Here is a 17,924-nt window from a genome sequence, read left to right as displayed (position 1 = left end):
CCTGCGGGTCTCGGTTCCTGCGCTCGGCTGGCAGTGATGGTCGGTCGAAAGTACTCAGCGGTTGCCCAGCTGTACACGCGGTTTTTGCAATGTTTTGTATCTGCTGACGGGACAGGCGAAGCGTGAGCGTCAGGAATCGATTTGGTTCCAAAAATGATTGCCCGACCACGCAAAATGCAGGATGCACGATGGCTATTCATGCAAGATGCACGAAAGCAAAAAAACAGCAGAAAATTAACTTATTGTTTTTAAAGTAATTTTTAGCGGATCCAATGCTGGCATGGTCAGTGCAACTTCTCCTCCACGGTTTGCCACCACCAAGGAGCAGTCATATGAATATGATTCAAGAGAAGTTCGCGTCCCTGTTTTCCAACTACGAAGTGACTACACAAGCTCGCCCGGACGGCGGCATCCTGCTGACATTGCGCAACAGCGAAGGCAAACAGTTCAAACGCTCGATTTCCTACGCCCAGTTGCACGCAGGGGACCAGTTGTCCTGGGTGATCAGTGCCATCCGTCGTGACTTGGCCGAACAGGCCAGCGAGCTGCCGCAGATCACCATGCTGCAAAGCCAGCATCGCTTCGCGCTGCCGACTTACCACAGCGCTTGATGTCGACGGTCAGTCAAAACAAGGTTGAACATTGTGGCGAGGGAGCTTGCTCCCGTTGGATCGCGCAGCGATCCCCATTTTTTGGGGCTGCTTCGCAACCCAACGGGAGCAAGCTCCCTCGCCACAATTCGGGTAGGCCTTAAAGTCTTCTTAGCGGGATGAAAACTGCGCAGGATCGATTCGCGCAAAACTGTCCACCGTGACATGCCCTTCCAACGTCCCCCCCTCCCGAGCCAATCCACACGTCGCCATGCCAGCCCCTCGGGCCGCATCCAGTTCCTGGACGATGTCCGACAGGAACAGGATCTCATCAGGCGCAATACCTATGGCCTGGCTGATCTTCTGATAAGACTGCACCTCGCGCTTGGGCCCTGAGGTGGTGTCGAAATAACCGCTGAACAGCGGCGACAGGTCGCCGGCCTCTGAGCAGCCGAAGATCAGCTTCTGTGCCTGGATCGATCCCGATGAATACACGTGGAGCCCATAGCCAGCCCGATGCCAGCGCTTGAGGGCCTCGACCGCATCCGGGTACACGTGCCCTTTCAATTGCCCGGCCTGATACCCCTGCTCCCAGACCATACCCTGCAACGCCTTGAGTGGCGTGGCCTTGCGGTCCTCGGCAATCCAGCCCAGCAGAATCGCGACGACCCGCTCGACGTCAGCGTCCGGTTCGCCACTGTCCTGGCGCACCGCCGCCAGTTGTTCGGCCACGTCGCTGCGGTCGGCGTGCTGGCGGACAAATGTCGGCAGATGTTGCGCGGCGTAGGGAAACAGCACGTCGAAGACGAAACTCACCGCACTGGTGGTGCCTTCGATGTCGGTGAGTATGGCTTTGATCGACACGGGCTCAGTCCTCCAGACGTGGGAAACGGCTGGCGATGTCGTCGCCAGTGAACTTGGCGACCCAGCCTTCCGGATTGTTGAACAGGCGAATGGCAACGAAGTGCGGGTGCTCGCCCATGTCGAACCAGTGCGGTGTGCCGGCCGGTACGGAGATCAGGTCGTTCTTTTCGCACAACACGGCGTAGACGTAGTCATCGATGTGCAGGGTAAACAGGCCACGCCCGGCGACGAAAAAGCGCACCTCGTCCTCGCCGTGGCGATGCTCATCGAGGAACTTGGCGCGCAGTTCGGCTTTTTGCGGATGATCGCTGTCGAGGCTGATGACATCCACCGTGATGTAGCCGCGCTCGGTCATCAATTGATCGATCTGGCTGCGGTAGGCGGCAATCACTTCGTCCTGGGTCGCGCCAGGCTGGATTTTCGTCGCGGCCTCCCAACGGTCGAAGCGAACCCCTTGTTCGGCCAGTGTCGCGGCGATGTCTTCGAAGTGGGTCAACACCTTGTTCGGGATGTCAGGACTCGAGACGTGGTAAACGGACAGGCTGCTCATGGCAATGGCTCCAGCAAATTAACGGTTCAGGAGTGCGCGAGTCTTCAGCTCGCACTCGAACAGGAACTCGAACGCCTCGATCTGGCGCAACGCATCACTCATGCGTGCCCCCCAGGTATACAGGCCGTGACCACGGATCAGGTAGCCCACGCAATCGGGATGCTCAGCGAGCCACGGCTGTACCTTGGCGGCCAGGCGGGCGATGTCCTGGTCGTTGTCGAAAATCGGCACGCGCACCCGGGACTCGTGGGTCGACACGCCGCTGAAGGCTTTCTGCAGTTCATAGTCTTCGAAATCGATGAACGCTTGAGCCGTCAGGCGCGACAGCACCGTGGCGTTCACCGAATGGGTGTGCAGCACCGCGCCGATCTCCGGGCGCCAGCGGTAGAGCTGGGTGTGCAACAGGGTTTCGGCGGAAGGTTTCTTGCCCGGTTCCAGGCTGTTGCCGTCCAGGTCAGTGGCCAGCACATCGTCAACGCCCAGTTGCCCCTTGTGCTTGCCGGACACGGTGAGCAAGGCCTGGTCAGGGGCAAGACGGGTGGAATAATTGCTGCTGGTGGCCGGGGACCAACCGCGGCCGTACAGGAAACGCCCGGCGTCGATGATTTCCCGGGCAAAGTGTTCACGGGTAAGGCTCATGGCCTGTCCTCTTGCATACGTGTGGCAATGATAACGGCTGCAGCGAAGGCTGCGACGCTGGCGATGCTGAAAGTCCAGGTGGCGCCCAAGGCGTTCCAGCTGTAGCCGGAGTACAACGCGCCCAATGCCCCGCCCGTGCCGGCCAGCGCGGCATACAGCGCCTGGCCCTGGCCTTGCTGGCGGGAGCCGAAGCTACGTTGCACGAAATGGATGGCAGCGGCGTGAAAGCTGCCGAAGGTCGCCGCATGCAGCACCTGGGCAAACAACAGCACCCAGAGAAATTCGGCCAATGAGCCCAGCAGCAGCCAGCGCAATGCGGCCAGCAGGAAACTCGCCAGCAGCACCCGCCGTACGGAAAACCGCGCCAGGATCCGGCTCATCACCAGGAACACCAGCACCTCGGCCACCACGCCCACCGCCCAGAGCACGCCGATCACCCCACGGCTGTAACCCAGCCGCTCAAGGTGCAGCGTCAGGAAGGTGTAATACGGCCCATGGCTCATCTGCATCAGGCCGACGCACGCGTAGAAGGCCAGCACACCGGGGTTGCGCAGCTGGCGCAGGAATCCGTCGCCCGCCACCCGTGGCCCCTGCACCGGTTGGGCATTGGGCACCCAGAAACTGGCGAGCACGATGCCGCCCATGATCAACACCAGCGTCAGCGGGTAGATGTCCAGGCTCAGCCATTCGAACAACCGGCCCAGCAGGACCACGGCGATGATGAAACCGATGGAACCCCACAGGCGGATCTGGCTGTAGCGCGAGGCCTGCGCGCTCAGGTGGGCCAGGGTGATGACCTCGAACTGCGGCAGCACCGCGTGCCAGAAGAACGCGTGCAAGGCCATGACCATCGCCAGCCAGGCGTAGCTCTTGTCGATGAAGATCAGGGAAAAGGTCAGCAACGTACAGACCGCGCCGAACCGCACGATTGCCAGGCGCTGGCCGGTGTAATCCCCCAGCCAACCCCAGATGTTAGGCGCCACGCAGCGCATCAGCATGGGGATCGCCACCAGTTCGCCGATGCGCGCCGCGTTGAATCCCAGGTGATCGAAATACAGCGCCAGGAACGGCGCCGTCGAGCCGAGCAAGGCGAAATAGAACAGATAGAAACTGGAAAGCCGCCAGTACGGCAGTGCCGCCATGCTCGTCAGGCCACGGCGGTCGGCAGGTCAGCCATCAAAGCTGACCCAGTACCGGGGTGCCGACCCGGACATCGGCGTTCTGGCCGCGATGACGCAACAGGTGATCCATCAACACGATCGCCATCATCGCCTCGGCGATCGGTGTGGCACGGATGCCGACGCACGGATCGTGACGGCCCTTGGTGATCACTTCCACCGGATTGCCGTGGATGTCGATGGAGCGGCCCGGCGTGGTGATGCTGGACGTCGGCTTCAACGCCAGGTGCGCGACGATCGGCTGGCCCGAGGAAATGCCGCCGAGAATGCCGCCGGCGTTGTTGCTGAGGAAACCCTGCGGGGTCAGTTCGTCGCGGTGCTCGGTGCCACGCTGGGCGACGCAGGCGAAACCGGCACCGATCTCCACGCCTTTCACCGCGTTGATGCTCATCAGCGCGTGAGCGAGTTCGGCGTCGAGGCGGTCGAAGATCGGCTCGCCAAGGCCGGGCATCACCCCTTCGGCCACCACGGTGATCTTCGCGCCAACCGAATCCTGGTCCCGGCGCAACTGGTCCATGTAGGCCTCAAGCTCTGGCACTTTGTCCGGGTCGGGGCAGAAAAAGGCGTTCTGCTCCACCGAATCCCAGGTCTTGAACGGAATTTCGATAGGGCCCAACTGGCTCATGTAGCCACGGATCACGATGCCCTGGCTGGCCAGGTATTTCTTGGCAATTGCCCCGGCCGCCACGCGCATCGCGGTTTCCCGGGCCGAACTGCGGCCGCCGCCACGGTAGTCGCGCTCACCGTACTTGTGGTGGTAGGTGTAGTCGGCGTGGGCCGGGCGGAACAGGTCCTTGATGGCCGAGTAGTCCTTGGACTTCTGGTCGGTGTTGCGGATCAGCAGGCCGATGGCGCAACCGGTGGTGCGTCCTTCGAACACGCCGGACAGGATCTCGACTTCGTCGGCTTCCTGGCGCTGGGTGGTGTGGCGGCTGGTACCGGGCTTGCGCCGATCCAGGTCACGCTGCAGATCCTCCAGGGCAATCTCCAGGCCCGGCGGGCAGCCGTCGACAATGGCGACCAACGCCGGGCCATGGCTTTCGCCCGCGGTGGTGACAGTGAACAGCTTGCCGTAGGTATTGCCGGACATGCAGGGTGCTCCGTGAAATCGCTGAGAAACTCAATCTGGGATTCTTGATGGGCGCCAGTATACGCAGGCTAACTGCGTAGTTCATCCTCGAACCTTATCGGTGGCCGCCAGTCCAACCGGCACCTTCGCAACCAGTGGCGTGATGATGCTAAACCTGCGTGTCCTGAGCCTTACCCTGTTCATCGGTCTGTTTTCCAGCCTGGCCCAGGCGACGGTCCTGTTAAGACCGATCAGCCTCGACACCGGCCACGGGGAACTCTTCGGTTCATTGTTGCTGCCCCAGTCCGACACGCCGGTGCCGGTTGTCCTGATCATTTCCGGGTCCGGTCCTACGGACCGCAACGGCAATAACCCCGAGGGCGGGCGCAACGACAGTCTCAAGCGCCTGGCCTGGGTCCTGGCCAAGCACAACATTGCCAGCGTGCGCTATGACAAGCGCGGCGTGGCCGCCAGCCTGGCCGCGACACCGGACGAACGCGACCTGAGCGTCGAGGCCTATGTGGCCGACGTCGTGGCCTGGAGCCGCAAGCTGGCCGCCGACCCACGGCTGGGCCCATTGATCCTGCTGGGCCACAGCGAAGGCGCATTGATCGCCAGCCTCGCCGCGCCCCAGACCAACGCGGCAGCGGTCATCTCGGTGGCCGGCAGTGCCCGCCCCATCGACCAGGTGCTGCGCCAGCAACTGGGCAGCCGCCTGCCACCGCCGCTGATGCTGCGCAGCAATGAACTGCTGGACAGCCTCAAGGCCGGTCGCGTCGATGCCAACGTGCCGGCGCAATTGCAGTTCATTTTTCGCCCCAGCGTGCAGCCGTACCTGATCTCGCTGTTCCGCCAGGACCCGGCCCGGGCATTCGCGGCGCTGAAAGTGCCGGCCTTGATCGTCCAGGGCAGCCATGACATCCAGGTCAGCGTCGATGACGCCCGGCAATTGAAGGCGGCCAAACCCGACGCCGAACTGGCGCTGATCGGGGGCATGAACCACGTGATGCGTATCGTGCCCAACGACGAAAAACAGCAACTGGCCTCTTATAAAAGCCCCGACCTGCCCCTGGCGGCGGCGCTCGGTACTCATATCCTGGCCTTTATTGACTCGATAGCCACCCGTTAAACGCTTTTAGCCCTCCAGTCCTGGAAAAAACGGCCGATAGACCGGTGTCGGACAGCGCATTGGCTGCCGACGAGCCGGCCAGGACAGGATTTCGCCGTTATGACTGAGACTGAAACTTCACCCGACACCACCGCCGAAACGCCCGCCACACCGGCGGCGGAGCTGCCATGGGCGGACGTGCAAGCCGAGCACCACAAGATGCTCCGGCTGGCCCCGCTCAAGACGGACCGCGCCACGGGCGCGCGGCCGCTGCGGTTTGTCGAATTCAGCTACGCCGAGCGCCACAGCAAGGAACGCAGCTTGTTGCGCATGAGCATCCAGTTGCCGGGCCAGCGCGTGCGCAAGGAACAGAACCACTTGGATGTCTGGGCCGATCACGTCGAAAAGCGCCTGCACTTTTCCCCGGACAGTCTGCAGATGGAGCCGATGAACCGCGGCATCGGCCGCTTCCTCGCGGCCCAGGCCATTACCTGGGCCAAGAAGCGTTGGTCAAGTTATCGGGTCGACGGCACCGACCTGAACAACAAGGACGCGCTGAACGAAGACACCCGACTGCGCCGCGACCGTTTCCTGCAAGCCCATGGCTTCGAAGTGGTCTATGCCGACGCCCAGCACCTCAAGGGCAGCGTCAAGGATGCCCAGGTCGGTGACCTGAAAGGTGACTGGAACACCGAAAAGCTGCAGTTCGTGGAAATCCTCGAAGCCGCGCAAATGCTGCAACAAGCCGAGCAGAACCTCGCGGAGCAGGAGGTCAAGCTCAAGCAGCAGGAGGAGAAGGTCAACAAGTTCAAGCGCGAAGACACCGGCCTGCGCTTCACCATCACCTGCCTGGTGGCGTTCGCCATGTTCCAGGCGGGTTTGCTGATCTGGATTGCGACGCGGCACTGAGTACCGGGTCTTTTCCGGGGCAATGACTTGGAATACACCTGTGGCGAGGGGATTTATCCCCGCTGGGTTGCGAAGCAGCCCCATGCAGTCTCAACTCAATCTGTCTGAGACACCGAGTTGCCTGGTTTCAGGGCTGCTTCGCAACCCAACGGCCTATTTAGGGGAGCGGTGTCTATTTACCCCCCGCCACAAAAGCCTGCTTAAACCGCATTAAATCCGCGAAGCAAACAACCCCTGATGCTGGCGGCACTGCTCCGCGCTGAGCATGAACACGCCATGCCCGCCGCGTTCGAAATCCAGCCAGGCGAAATCGACTTCGGGGTACAACGCCTCGACATGCACCTGGCTGTTGCCCACTTCGACAATCAACAGCCCCTTCTCGGTCAGATGATCGGCCGCCTCGGCCAGCATCCGGCGCACCAGGTTCAAGCCGTCATCGCCACAGGCCAGGCCCAGCTCCGGCTCATGCTGGTATTCCTGGGGCATGTCGGCGAAATCTTCCGCATCGACGTAGGGCGGGTTCGACACGATCAGGTCAAAACGCTGCCCCGGCAGACCGTCGAAGCCATCGCCCTGAACGGTGAAGACACGCTCATCGACGCCATGGCGCTCGATGTTCTGGTTGGCCACTTCCAGCGCCTCGAACGACAGGTCGGCCAGCACCACTTCGGCCTCCGGAAACTCATAGGCACAAGCGATACCGATGCAGCCGGAACCGGTGCACAGGTCGAGAATCCGCGCAGGGGCCTGGGCCAACCAGGGTTCGAAACGCTTTTCGATCAGTTCACCGATGGGCGAGCGCGGAATGAGCACGCGTTCGTCGACAATGAATGACATCCCACAGAACCAGGCTTCGCCCAACAGGTAGGCCGCGGGGATTCGCTCCGCGATACGTCGCTGCAACAGGCGCTGCACATGGACCAATTCGTCGTCTTCCAGGCTGCAATCCAGGTAGCTGTCGGCAATTTCCCACGGCAGGTGCAGCGCGCCCAACACCAGTTGGCGGGCTTCATCCCACGCATTGTCGGTGCCATGGCCGAAAAACAGATCCTCCCCATGGAAACGGCTGACGGCCCAACGGATATGGTCGCGCAGGGTACGAAGACGGGAAGTGATCACGGCGGCAAACTCCAGAAAAAACGACTGGCGAGTCTAACAGCCAAACGCGCCGCCACCCAAACGCGCCTCAAGGACGACTGAAAACGCCAGAGCATTCGTAGGAACCTTCCGTTTTTTGTACTCCCCATTGAACAAGATGGCCATCTTGACAAGGCTGTAGGCCAGCAACGACGGCGCTTGCGATGGAAGCGATTCACAGAACCGCTCAGCCAGAGGACAATGTCGCAAAAGCCCCACCCGAAGGAGCCCCAGAATGTCCGTTCCAAAAACGATGTTTCAACTCAGCGGCCGTGGTTACGCGGCGGCCAACCTGAGTCAAGCGACCCTGATCATCATCGATGCCCAGAAAGAATACCTCGCCGGCCCCCTGGCCCTGAGCGGCATGGATGCAGCGGTTGCGAACATCAGGCAATTGCTCGGCGCGGCCCGTGCCGCCGGCCGGCCGATCGTGCATGTGCGTCACCTGGGCACCCATGGCGGCCTGTTCGATCCGCAGGGTGAGCGCGGCGAATTCATTCCAGGCCTCGAACCCCAGGGTGACGAAACCATCATCGGCAAGCTGCTGCCCAGCGCCTTCCACGGCACCGAATTGAAAAAGCGCCTGGAGGAGTTTGGCCCTCTGGACCTGATCGTCTGCGGCTTCATGAGCCATTCCAGCGTCAGCACCACCGTGCGCGCCGCCAAGAACCTGGGCTTTCGCTGCACCCTGGTGGAAGACGCCTGCGCCACCCGCGACCTGCCGCACAAGGGCGGCGTCCTGAGCGCCGACCACGTGCATCAGACCGAAATGGCGATCATGGCGGACAACTTCGCCACCCTGGCCCTGACCCACGACCTGATCTGATTGCCCCTCGATGAGCGGCAGCCTCCGCCGCTCATCCGCAAAAGACTCTCATTAGCCTAGCTTCAGGAACAACCCGAACATCTTCCGGTCGAAGGGCCGATACCCACTGAGGAAGGTCGGAATGAAGTTATCCGATGGTTTTGACGCACGTCGCTTGCGGCCCAAAGGCCCGAGCAACTGGCGGTTTCGTTTTGGCGCGGCCATCGCGGCGCTGCTGGCAACACTCGGCGTCCTGTTGGCCATGGCCGGTGCCGCCAGCCTGTTGGGCCGTCCGCCCGCGATGGGCGACCTGAATGCCACCCCGCTCGGTTCGGCGATCATCCTGGCCGTGGGCCTCCTGATCCTGTGGCTGGGTGTCTGGCTCTGGCGCCGCTGCCGCCGTCGCGCCCGCCAATCCCTGGAGCTGGCCATGGCTCCGCACCTGATGAAAAAGCACGACTGACCCGCCATCCGACGTTTTGTCGCGCCCGATCCCGCCAGACTTGGGTAAACTGGCCGGCCTTCGCGGAGGCTGACATGCAAGACGACGATTTTTCCCTGTTCAAAAGTGCGATCCAGGGCGTTAAACCGATCAAACACGATCGCGCCGACACCGGTAAACCGAAAGCCGATCGCGCACAGATCGCCAAGCTGCGCCAGGCCGCCACCGTGCTCGCCGATGCCACCACCGTGGACGGACTGTCCGATCAGTTCGTGATCGACGTAGGTCCCGAAGACGAGTTGATGTGGGCGCGCGATGGCGTCCAGGAAAGCCAGATGCGCAAGCTGAAGGTCGGCCAGATCCCCTTCGAAGGCAGCCTCGACCTGCACGGCATGAGCGTCGAAAAAGCCCGGGAAACCCTCTGGGCCTTCCTCGCCGAAGCCACGAAGTTCGAAATCCGTTGTGTGCGCGTCACCCACGGCAAGGCCGTGCGACTGGACGGCAAGCGGCCGATGATCAAGAGCCACGTCAACACCTGGCTGCGCCAGCACCCCCAAGTGCTGGGTTTCACCTCCTGCCAGGCGAAACACGGTGGCGCCGGGGCGGTGTACGTGATGCTCAAGCGCACCATGATGGAAGGCCGCGACGAGTAGCGTTCGATTGCCGAGCTTGCAGCGCCGTGTCTGCCAACGCCCCCTTTTTCTCTCTCTATTGTGTCGATGATGTCTTATCGAGCAGTTGTCGGAAAAGGAGGACCAGGCTGGATTGCTGCTCGCCTAGAGATCCAAAAAATTTACGATCAACTTCCTCCACGATGACAATTGCCTTGTGTGCCAGATCACGACCGGCTTCGGAAACTGAAATAATCTTGGCTCGCGTGTCAGTAGGATGTACGTCTCTCACAAACAGCCCATTTTTAAGAAGCGTTCTGACCACTTGAGAGGTGGTCATCGGGTCGCTGCCAGTCAATTGCGACAGGCGTGCCTGGGTGAGCGGCTCTTGTGAGGCAAACCACGTTGCGACTGCAAGCATGACAAACTGGGTATGGGTAAGACCCAGCTGCTGTAATGCGGCGCGCTGCTCACGCTGCCAGGTGTTGGAGATGCGCCAGAGCAAAAAACCTGGACTATCTGACGGTCCGCTATGGAGGGTTGGCAGCGGTTTCGACTTCATCAATTACGCCTCAGTGCCAGCAGGTCGACACCCATCGCGCAAGCAATTGTGCAGGTATCTTTGTCGGTCAATGGAATCAGTCCGCGCCTTAGCACAATGCCCCAGTTTGGCGGAACACAGAGGTCCAGCTCTCCACGCACGAGGTCCAGAGCGACTTCTTTTGCCTTGGCATATCGAACCCGACGACGAAACGGCACGAACCCTGCGCCCATGTCGAATTCGAAAACCTCATCGTCCTCAATTTTCCCTATGGCGGTGAAGGCTTTAAGCGGCGCGCCCTGCACTTCTATATTCGGGGAGTAATAAACAAAAATATCACCCTTGCTCATCTTGCGCAGTGGCTCCTTTTTGCCATGACAGACCTGTGCAAAGCCGCCCTCCATGCCTCGCCAGACGTGCGACCGAGATACAACACCCAGCCACGCCCGGTTCATACGCCCGTCTCACTTTCTGCGCGGGCTGCCAGTGCCCGCAGGACTTCAGAGAAATCACAAGACACTTGCGTGCAGATCTCCCCTGCGCCCTCTCCCACGACATCAATCGAATAAACGATAGAGTGATTGCCATTCGGGAGCGGAGTGATTTCATGCCTGACGCGAACAGTGGTGCTACCCAGTACAGTCTCATCAGTGAATCCGTTCGGTTTATTGACTTCTACCAACTGAGACTGGATGACCTCTTGGTCAGGCAGCACCATTGTCATCCATGTACCCTCAATGAAAGAACCGTGGAGCGTGCATGAATGGACACCTGCGTTCCAATCTTTCCAACGGGGAACAGCTTCGAAAAGCGCCCAGATTGCAGCTGCGGATGCACGGGTTTCGTGAGTATATGAAGCAGTGGCGTGCATGGAATTGGGCATGTCGGCCTCCTTTTAGTAAGTCAACTTATCGTATGCACGCATACCACTATCGTCAATCGTGTATCACGTAAAAGGAAGTCACTAAGCCGTCGCACTGGCCAATCTGGTGGTTACGCCTTGGGATGATGCCGAAGCGAATTGACGACACGAGATGCTCGGTCAGAAAAACCCGATCCAAACAGACCGGTGAGCCCGCAGCCAGGTAAAGTCTCATCACCGATGAGATTGGATGAATAGCACCGGCCGGCAATACAACTACCGACACACATACGCTACCATGTGCCCCATGGCGGGTATGAACCCTACATTTATTGCCCCTCGGTTGGGTCGCAGTGTTCAGATGTTACTTACAACTTATGCACGATGGATAAACTCCAACACCGCTGGAGTGAGCTTAATAAACTGGAAAACGATATTAATAGCTTTAATAATCAGCAATATAATTAGCTAATTTAACCTTTGAACGCCTCAACCGCTTCACACCAAGGTCCGCTTGAAACCGCTGGGACAGTAGCCGCTGGTTGCCTTGAATTTAGTTTGACTTTTTGGATCAAGAAGGCCGAGGCGGTTAAAACATCCCTTCGCACCTCAACATCACAATTATTATAAACATTTTCTAATATAACAGTGTAGGCATCCGACTCATCTGCTCTGAACGTATACGACGTGCTACAGCTACGGGGATGAAAATTCGCTCCATCAAAGGTGCTACCGACGTATTTTATATAAATAGTCTGATACGGCTTTTTTTCCAATAACACCGTGACATTTCTTTGAGAAGAATTTACCACAATAGATTTAATACCAAAGCAATCATAACTCTCTTCAAAATAGACAGCTGTAAGCTTATCCTGAGAGGAGCGATTTATTATGTCTAAGGTAATACTAGCTTGAGGTTTTTTTCTGTTTTAACATTAACAGCACAACCACCCAAGCAAACAACAGTGCACAACGTAAGCGCAGCAATTTTTTTCAACATGGATTCCGTTCCTAAAGGGACTGGCATGGATGGCTATAGGCTATCAGCCTCCCCCCTCTCTGTCTCTATCGATACGAACAGACCGGATGATCGCGCAGGCAGAGAAGCGTCATCACCCGATGAGATTGGATGAATAGCTCCGTTCAGCAATACAACTGCAGGCACACATACGCTACCATGTGGCTCATGGCGGGTATGAACCCTGCGTTTATTGCCACTCAGCTGGGTCTCAGCGTTCAGATGTTGCTCTCGACCTATGCCCGATGGATCAACCCCAGCGCCGACTGGGGGCGAACTCGGGCAGCTCGAAAACAGCTTGATTGGTACAAAATTGGTACAGACAGAACAAGTACCCTCCTGAAACCCTTATGGAATCAGCCTCTGTGACACTGGAACAGAATTACACCGCGATTCTCGGCCAACTGGGCGAGGACGTTTCCCGCGAGGGTCTGCTCGACACGCCCAAGCGCGCTGCCAAGGCCATGCAGTACCTCTGCCGTGGCTATGAACAGACCCTCGAAGAAGTCACCAACGGTGCCTTGTTCAGCTCCGACAACAGCGAAATGGTGCTGGTCAAGGACATCGAGTTGTACTCGTTGTGCGAGCATCACCTGCTGCCGTTCATCGGCAAGGCCCATGTGGCCTACATCCCGAGCGGCAAGGTGCTGGGGCTGTCGAAAGTGGCGCGGATCGTCGACATGTATGCGCGTCGCCTGCAGATCCAGGAAAACCTCAGCCGCCAGATCGCCGACGCGGTCCAGCAGGTCACCGGTGCCCTGGGCGTGGCAGTGGTGATCGAGGCCAAGCACATGTGCATGATGATGCGCGGTGTGGAAAAGCAGAACTCCTCGATGATCACCTCGGTGATGCTCGGTGAGTTCCGTGAGAACGCCGCGACCCGCAGCGAGTTCCTCAGCCTCATCAAGTAACCTGTCGTTCGAAAAAAACCGGCATTGATCGCCGGTTTTTTTTCGCCCGTGAAAAATCAGGTAAGCTGCGCGCCCTCTTCTTCCCTGCCGCGAGGCTTATACCGTGATCGTCAAAGCGCTTCGAGTTGGCCTGGGCCAACTGATCATCTTCATCGACTTCATCACCCGTCCTGGCAAGAAACAGCGCCCGGCCGATGCCCAGGCGCAGGTCAACCAGGCCGCCCGCAGCCTGACGCTGTATCAATTCCACGCGTGCCCGTTCTGCGTGAAAACCCGCCGCACCCTGCGCCGCCTCAACGTACCGGTGGCCCTGCGCGATGCGAAGAACAACGAACAGGATCGCCAGGCGCTGCTGGAGCAAGGCGGCAGGATCAAGGTGCCTTGCCTGCGTATTGAAGAGAACGGGGAAACCACCTGGATGTATGAGTCCAAGGTGATCATTGATTACCTGGACAAGCGGTTTTCGGCGGTCTGATGGTTCTTGGGGGGATGTGAAGGCCCCATCGCGAGCAGGCTCGCTCCCACATGGGATCTTCAGTGTTCACAAAACCTCTGTGGGAGCGAGCCTGCTCGCGATAGCGCCGGCCCGCTCACCACAAGACCCACCGCCTTACGCCGCTTCGGCAGCCAACGCCGCCCGCACCACCCCCGCCAACCGCCTCAGCCCTTCATCCAGTCGCGACGGATCGATATGGCTGAAGTTCAAACGCAGATGCCCCGGGTGCCGGTCCGGCTCGGGGAAGAACGGCTCTCCCGGCATGAACGCCACATCCACCGCCAGCGCGGCAGCGAGCAGTGTGCGGGTGTCCAGCGGTTGCTTGAGGGTCAGCCAGAAAAACAGCCCTCCCTCGGGCATGTTCCAGTCCGCGATGTCGGAAAAATGCGTCTGCAGCGCGGCCTGGAACCGGTCGCGACGATCCCGGTAGAAGTCCCTCAATTCGCCAAGGTGGCTGCGGTACTGCTCGGTGCCGATCCATTGCAGCGCCTGCCATTGGCCGATGCGATTGGTGTGCAGGTCCGCCGATTGCTTGAGCCGCAGCAGGTGCGGGAACAGGTCCGGACTGGCAATCAGGTAACCCACCCGCAGCCCCGGCAACAGGGTCTTCGACACGGTGCCGGTGTAGATCCAACTGGCCTTCTTCAAGCGGCTGACAATCGGTGTGGCGCTGCCGCCGTCGAAAGTCAGTTCGCGGTAGGGTTCGTCTTCGATCAGGGTCACGCCGAATTCATCCAGCAAGGCCGCCACCGCGTCGCGCTTGGCCTCGCTGTAGCGCACTGCCGAAGGGTTCTGGAACGTGGGGATCAGGTAGATGAATGCCGGCCGGTGTTGTTCCAGGCGTGCTCGCAATTGCTTCAGGTCCGGCCCATCGGCTTGCAAGGGCACAGTAATGCAGTCGGCGCCGAACAGCTGGAAAATCTGCAGCGCCGCCAGGTAGGTCGGCGCTTCCAGCATGATCTCGGTGCCGACGTCGATGTGCAGCTTCGCCGCCAGGTCGAGGGTCTGCTGCGAGCCGCTGACCACCAGCACCTGACTCGCCTCACAGGCCAGGCCCAGTGCCCGCGCCTGCGCCGCCAGGGCTTCGCGCAGGGCCGGCTCGCCTTCGCTCATGCCGTATTGACCCATGGCCAACGGCATGGCGTCCCACTTCACTTTCGGCAGCATGGCTTCGGCGGGCAGACCGCCGGCGAACGACATCACCTCAGGGCGTTGGGCCGCCGCGAGGATTTCTCGAATCAAAGAACTTTTGAGGCGCGAGACACGTTCGGAAAAAGCCATGGGGACCACCTGTAGCGAGGCATTGGGGAAATGAGTCAAACTGATTGACCGAAATTACTCCGACCTTTCTGGATACGTCAATATGCTTGACCTTAAAAACCCGACTTCCCAGCAAATGGCCATGGAAGCGTTTTTCTTCGGCTACCAGGCGTTCACTGCCAAGGCCGATGAAATGCTCGAGCGTCGTGGGTTGAGCCGGGTGCATCAGCGCATCGTTTTCTTCGTTGCCCGGTATCCGTCCCTCAGCGTGAAAGAATTGCTGGCCCTGCTGGGCGTCACCAAGCAGGCCCTGAACATGCCGTTGCGGCAGTTGATGGAAATGCATCTGGTCAACAGCGTCGCCTCCGAGACCGACAAACGTAAGCGGCTGCTGGAGTTGACCGAGGAAGGCGCGCGGTTCGAACAGGCGTTGCGGCGCGAGCAGGTGAAGTTGCTGGAACGGGTGTTTGCCGAGGCCGGGGAGGCGGCGGTGAATGGGTGGTTGGCGGTGAATATGGCGCTGGGTAAGGGGTCTGCGGGCTGAGGGTGGCGTTGCTTGGACTGGCGCCATCGCGAGCAGGCTCGCTCCCACATTGGATCTCGCGTGCACTTAACCCTGTGGGAGCGAGCCTGCTCGCGATGGCGTCCTCCCTGGCGATATATCCCTATCGCCGGACATTTCGTCCACAAACCAGAAAACATTATTTGCTTTATTTGTATACAAAAGCATAATTCGCTTCGTGCGAGTTCCTGACCATCAGGTCAACTACTTCGCCAGCCTTACCTGCCTCAAGGCGCGCAAGCCTCCTCCGGATGGCCTGCGACGCCGGAAATAACAATAAAACTGTTGAGGAGTACTCGCTGTGGAAAGCCGCAAACCCGAAGCCCGGACGCTGGACCTCTCGCCGCCATCAAGCCGTGGTTGGCTGGAGCGCATTTTCAAACTCAGCGTGCATGGCACCACGGTGAAGACCGAGCTGATCGCCGGCCTGACGACCTTCATCACCATGGCCTACATCATTTTCGTCAACCCCAACATCATGGCCGATGCCGGCATCGACCACGGCGCGGCGTTCGTCGCCACTTGCATCGCCGCCGCCCTGGGTTGTCTGTTGATGGGCCTGTACGCCAACTGGCCGGTCGGCCTGGCACCGGGCATGGGCCTGAATGCCTTCTTCACCTACACCGTGGTCGGCACCATGGGCTACAACTGGGAGACCGCGTTGGGCGCGGTGTTCATTTCCGGCGTGCTGTTCATGATCCTGACCTTGTCACGGGTCCGTGAGTGGCTGCTCAACAGCATTCCGGTGAGCCTGCGGTTCGCCATGGGCGCGGGGGTCGGGTTGTTCCTCGGACTGATCGGCCTGAAGACCGCCGGGATCATCGTCGACAGCCCCGCCACCCTGATCAAGCTCGGCTCGTTGCGTGAACCCGGCCCGCTGCTCGCCGCCGTGTGCTTCCTGATGATTGCCGTGCTCAGTTATCACCGGGTGTTCGGCGCGATCCTGATCAGCATCATCGCCGTGACCCTGGCCGGCTGGGGCCTGGGCCTGGTGCAATACAACGGTGTGATGTCGACGCCACCGAGCCTGGCGCCGACCTGGATGGCGATGGACGTGGCCGGAGTGTTCAACGTCAGCATGATCAGCGTGGTGCTGGCCTTCCTGTTCGTGCATATGTTCGACACCGCCGGCACCTTGATGGGCGTGGCCCAGCGTGCTGGCCTGGTGAAGGCCGATGGCCGGATCGAGAACCTCTCCCGTGCCCTGAAAGCCGACAGCGCCTCCAGTGTATTCGGCGCCATGGTCGGCGTGCCGCCGGTGACCAGCTACGTGGAAAGTGCTGCCGGTGTCGCGGCGGGAGGCCGCACGGGGCTTACCGCGGTGACCGTCGGCGTGCTATTTATTGCCGCCATGTTCTTCGCGCCGCTGGCCGGGATGATCCCCGCCTACGCCACCGCCGGTGCCTTGATCTACGTCGCCATGCTGATGATGGGCGGCATGGCCCATATCGAATGGGACGAGCCGACCGACAGCATTCCGGCCATCGTCACGGCCATCATGATGCCCCTGACCTTTTCGGTCGCCGACGGGATCGCACTGGGTTTCATCACCTACGTGGTGCTCAAGGCCGGCACCGGTAAACGCAAGGAAATTTCTGTCAGCCTGTGGGTGCTCTGCGCGATCTTCATCGCCAAGTTCATCTTCTTGTAAGCGACACCGTATCCACCCGCCTCACCCACTCGGTGAGGCTTTTGTACATCAGGAGCAAAGCAATGAATCTGGAAACCTGGCTGTTGTTCAGTGGCGCCGCGCTGGTGGTGATTCTCATCCCCGGCCCCCTGTCGCTGTTGATGATCGGCAACAGCCTGAACTACGGCCTGCGTCGCTCGTATCCGGCATTCCTGGGTGGGGTGATCGCCTCGATCTGCTTGTTGAGCGCCTCGGCACTGGGACTCGGAGCATTGCTGCTGGCTTCGGAAAAACTGTTCAGTGCCCTGAAGATCGTCGGTGCGCTGTACCTGTTCTTCCTGGCCTGGCAGAGCTGGCAGCAATCGCGACAGCCCTCCCAAGGCGCCGAAGTGCCCCAGGCCGCCGCCGTCCCACGCTTTCGCGCGCTGTTTGGCCGAGCATTCGTGTTGGGCGCCAGTAACCCGAAAGACATCCTGTTCTTCGCCGCGTTCCTGCCGCAGTTCCTGAGCGCCGGGCAACCCTTCCTGCCCCAACTGCTGATCATGATCGCTACCTGGACCGTCCTCGACCTGCTCTGCAAGCTGGCCTACGGCCTCGGCGCCCATGGCGCGGCGCGGTACCTGCGTACGGGTAAAGGCCAGAGCTGGTTCAATCGCATCAGTGCGGGCTTGTTTGGCGGCGCGGGCGCGGCGTCGTTATTGTCCGCCCACTGAGTGGCAAAACGAGGCAACAACCCATCGAT

At 60.1% G+C, this 17,924-nt stretch carries 21 protein-coding genes and 2 pseudogenes; 13 read left to right on the top strand and 10 right to left on the bottom strand.

Features of this window, described 5'->3' with window-relative positions; genetic code table 11:
• Positions 1 to 332 precede the first annotated feature (332 nt).
• On the top strand, positions 333 to 611 hold the full coding sequence (locus N005_RS01920; protein ID WP_041021541.1) for a DUF3509 domain-containing protein: 279 nt from the start codon (positions 333 to 335) through the stop codon (positions 609 to 611).
• Positions 612 to 761: 150 nt separating this feature from the next.
• Here the strand turns inward: N005_RS01920 and mtnC are convergent, their stop codons facing one another.
• Genes mtnC through aroC form a run of 5 tightly spaced genes read right to left on the bottom strand, consistent with a single transcriptional unit; the run spans position 762 to position 4,911 of the window.
• Entirely contained in the window at positions 762 to 1,454 is a 693-nt protein-coding gene (gene mtnC, locus N005_RS01915) for an acireductone synthase (RefSeq protein ID WP_047698915.1), read from the bottom strand.
• 4 nt (positions 1,455 to 1,458) lie between these two features.
• Entirely contained in the window at positions 1,459 to 2,004 is a 546-nt protein-coding gene (locus tag N005_RS01910; RefSeq protein WP_047698913.1) for a 1,2-dihydroxy-3-keto-5-methylthiopentene dioxygenase, read from the bottom strand.
• A gap of 18 nt (positions 2,005 to 2,022) precedes the next feature.
• A complete protein-coding gene (locus N005_RS01905; protein ID WP_047698912.1) occupies positions 2,023 to 2,643 on the bottom strand; it encodes a methylthioribulose 1-phosphate dehydratase in 621 nt (206 codons plus the stop codon).
• Entirely contained in the window at positions 2,640 to 3,785 is a 1,146-nt protein-coding gene (locus N005_RS01900; RefSeq protein WP_047698910.1) for an MFS transporter, read from the bottom strand. The genes N005_RS01905 and N005_RS01900 overlap by 4 nt, the downstream gene beginning before the upstream one ends.
• A 34-nt stretch (positions 3,786 to 3,819) precedes the next feature.
• Positions 3,820 to 4,911: a chorismate synthase gene (gene aroC / locus N005_RS01895; RefSeq protein WP_047698908.1), complete on the bottom strand. Its 1,092-nt coding sequence runs from the start codon at positions 4,909 to 4,911 to the stop codon at positions 3,820 to 3,822.
• A 142-nt stretch (positions 4,912 to 5,053) separates the two neighbouring features.
• On the opposite strand from aroC, the gene N005_RS01890 reads away from it, so the two are divergent.
• Both N005_RS01890 and N005_RS01885 read left to right on the top strand, forming a co-directional pair.
• Positions 5,054 to 6,019 (top strand): alpha/beta hydrolase, encoded by a 966-nt coding sequence (locus N005_RS01890; RefSeq protein ID WP_047699268.1) that lies wholly within the window; start codon positions 5,054 to 5,056, stop codon positions 6,017 to 6,019.
• A 99-nt stretch (positions 6,020 to 6,118) separates the two neighbouring features.
• Positions 6,119 to 6,907, top strand: a complete 789-nt coding sequence (locus N005_RS01885; RefSeq protein ID WP_047698906.1) for an N-acetyltransferase — start codon at positions 6,119 to 6,121, stop codon at positions 6,905 to 6,907.
• A 210-nt stretch (positions 6,908 to 7,117) separates the two neighbouring features.
• Here N005_RS01885 and prmB read toward each other — a convergent pair whose 3' ends face one another.
• Complete coding sequence (gene prmB, locus N005_RS01880; protein WP_047698905.1) at positions 7,118 to 8,026, bottom strand: 50S ribosomal protein L3 N(5)-glutamine methyltransferase; 909 nt, start codon at positions 8,024 to 8,026, stop codon at positions 7,118 to 7,120.
• A 253-nt stretch (positions 8,027 to 8,279) separates the two neighbouring features.
• On the opposite strand from prmB, the gene N005_RS01870 reads away from it, so the two are divergent.
• From N005_RS01870 to N005_RS01860, 3 genes are all read left to right on the top strand, one after another.
• Complete coding sequence (locus N005_RS01870; RefSeq protein ID WP_047698903.1) at positions 8,280 to 8,870, top strand: cysteine hydrolase family protein; 591 nt, start codon at positions 8,280 to 8,282, stop codon at positions 8,868 to 8,870.
• A gap of 121 nt (positions 8,871 to 8,991) precedes the next feature.
• A complete protein-coding gene (locus N005_RS01865; RefSeq protein ID WP_047698901.1) occupies positions 8,992 to 9,312 on the top strand; it encodes a hypothetical protein in 321 nt (106 codons plus the stop codon).
• Positions 9,313 to 9,386: 74 nt separating this feature from the next.
• Positions 9,387 to 9,944, top strand: a complete 558-nt coding sequence (locus tag N005_RS01860) for a Smr/MutS family protein (protein WP_047698899.1) — start codon at positions 9,387 to 9,389, stop codon at positions 9,942 to 9,944.
• A gap of 55 nt (positions 9,945 to 9,999) precedes the next feature.
• On the opposite strand, the gene N005_RS01855 is transcribed toward N005_RS01860, so the two are convergent.
• The 3 genes from N005_RS01855 to N005_RS27940 are packed head-to-tail and all read right to left on the bottom strand — an operon-like array spanning position 10,000 to position 11,326.
• Positions 10,000 to 10,464: a MarR family winged helix-turn-helix transcriptional regulator gene (locus N005_RS01855; RefSeq protein WP_052126348.1), complete on the bottom strand. Its 465-nt coding sequence runs from the start codon at positions 10,462 to 10,464 to the stop codon at positions 10,000 to 10,002.
• Positions 10,464 to 10,898: an EVE domain-containing protein gene (locus tag N005_RS01850; protein ID WP_047698898.1), complete on the bottom strand. Its 435-nt coding sequence runs from the start codon at positions 10,896 to 10,898 to the stop codon at positions 10,464 to 10,466. The genes N005_RS01855 and N005_RS01850 overlap by 1 nt, the downstream gene beginning before the upstream one ends.
• A complete protein-coding gene (locus tag N005_RS27940; protein ID WP_081993206.1) occupies positions 10,895 to 11,326 on the bottom strand; it encodes an SRPBCC family protein in 432 nt (143 codons plus the stop codon). The genes N005_RS01850 and N005_RS27940 overlap by 4 nt, the downstream gene beginning before the upstream one ends.
• A 244-nt stretch (positions 11,327 to 11,570) precedes the next feature.
• On the opposite strand from N005_RS27940, the pseudogene N005_RS29620 reads away from it, so the two are divergent.
• The 4 genes and pseudogenes from N005_RS29620 to N005_RS01830 all read left to right on the top strand — a co-directional run.
• Positions 11,571 to 11,773, top strand: a pseudogene (locus N005_RS29620) (hypothetical protein); the annotation flags it as partial.
• Between the two features lie 682 nt (positions 11,774 to 12,455).
• A pseudogene (locus tag N005_RS29615) lies at positions 12,456 to 12,692 on the top strand (hypothetical protein); the annotation flags it as partial.
• Positions 12,689 to 13,234, top strand: a complete 546-nt coding sequence (gene folE, locus N005_RS01835) for a GTP cyclohydrolase I FolE (protein ID WP_010456659.1) — start codon at positions 12,689 to 12,691, stop codon at positions 13,232 to 13,234. The pseudogene N005_RS29615 and the gene folE, both read left to right, overlap by 4 nt.
• A gap of 103 nt (positions 13,235 to 13,337) precedes the next feature.
• The gene (locus tag N005_RS01830; RefSeq protein ID WP_047698892.1) at positions 13,338 to 13,709 is read left to right on the top strand and encodes a glutathione S-transferase N-terminal domain-containing protein; all 372 of its coding nucleotides are present in this window, start codon (positions 13,338 to 13,340) and stop codon (positions 13,707 to 13,709) included.
• Positions 13,710 to 13,844: 135 nt separating this feature from the next.
• Here the strand turns inward: N005_RS01830 and N005_RS01825 are convergent, their stop codons facing one another.
• On the bottom strand, positions 13,845 to 15,011 hold the full coding sequence (locus N005_RS01825) for an aminotransferase-like domain-containing protein (RefSeq protein ID WP_047698890.1): 1,167 nt from the start codon (positions 15,009 to 15,011) through the stop codon (positions 13,845 to 13,847).
• A gap of 82 nt (positions 15,012 to 15,093) precedes the next feature.
• Between N005_RS01825 and N005_RS01820 the strand changes: the two genes are divergently transcribed.
• The 3 genes from N005_RS01820 to N005_RS01810 all read left to right on the top strand — a co-directional run bounded on the left by N005_RS01820 (position 15,094) and on the right by N005_RS01810 (position 17,895).
• Positions 15,094 to 15,534, top strand: coding sequence for a MarR family winged helix-turn-helix transcriptional regulator (locus N005_RS01820; RefSeq protein ID WP_047698888.1), 441 nt, complete (start codon positions 15,094 to 15,096; stop codon positions 15,532 to 15,534).
• A 319-nt stretch (positions 15,535 to 15,853) separates the two neighbouring features.
• Complete coding sequence (locus tag N005_RS01815) at positions 15,854 to 17,203, top strand: NCS2 family permease (protein ID WP_041021556.1); 1,350 nt, start codon at positions 15,854 to 15,856, stop codon at positions 17,201 to 17,203.
• 62 nt (positions 17,204 to 17,265) lie between these two features.
• Positions 17,266 to 17,895: a LysE family translocator gene (locus N005_RS01810; RefSeq protein WP_047698886.1), complete on the top strand. Its 630-nt coding sequence runs from the start codon at positions 17,266 to 17,268 to the stop codon at positions 17,893 to 17,895.
• The last annotated feature ends 29 nt before the right edge of the window (positions 17,896 to 17,924 follow it).

The sequence above is a fragment of the Pseudomonas mediterranea CFBP 5447 genome (genome assembly GCF_000774145.1).
GTDB classification, from domain to species: domain Bacteria; phylum Pseudomonadota; class Gammaproteobacteria; order Pseudomonadales; family Pseudomonadaceae; genus Aquipseudomonas; species Aquipseudomonas mediterranea.
Note: the sequence above shows the minus strand (reverse complement) of the source record. Positions and strands in the feature narration are given on the sequence as shown.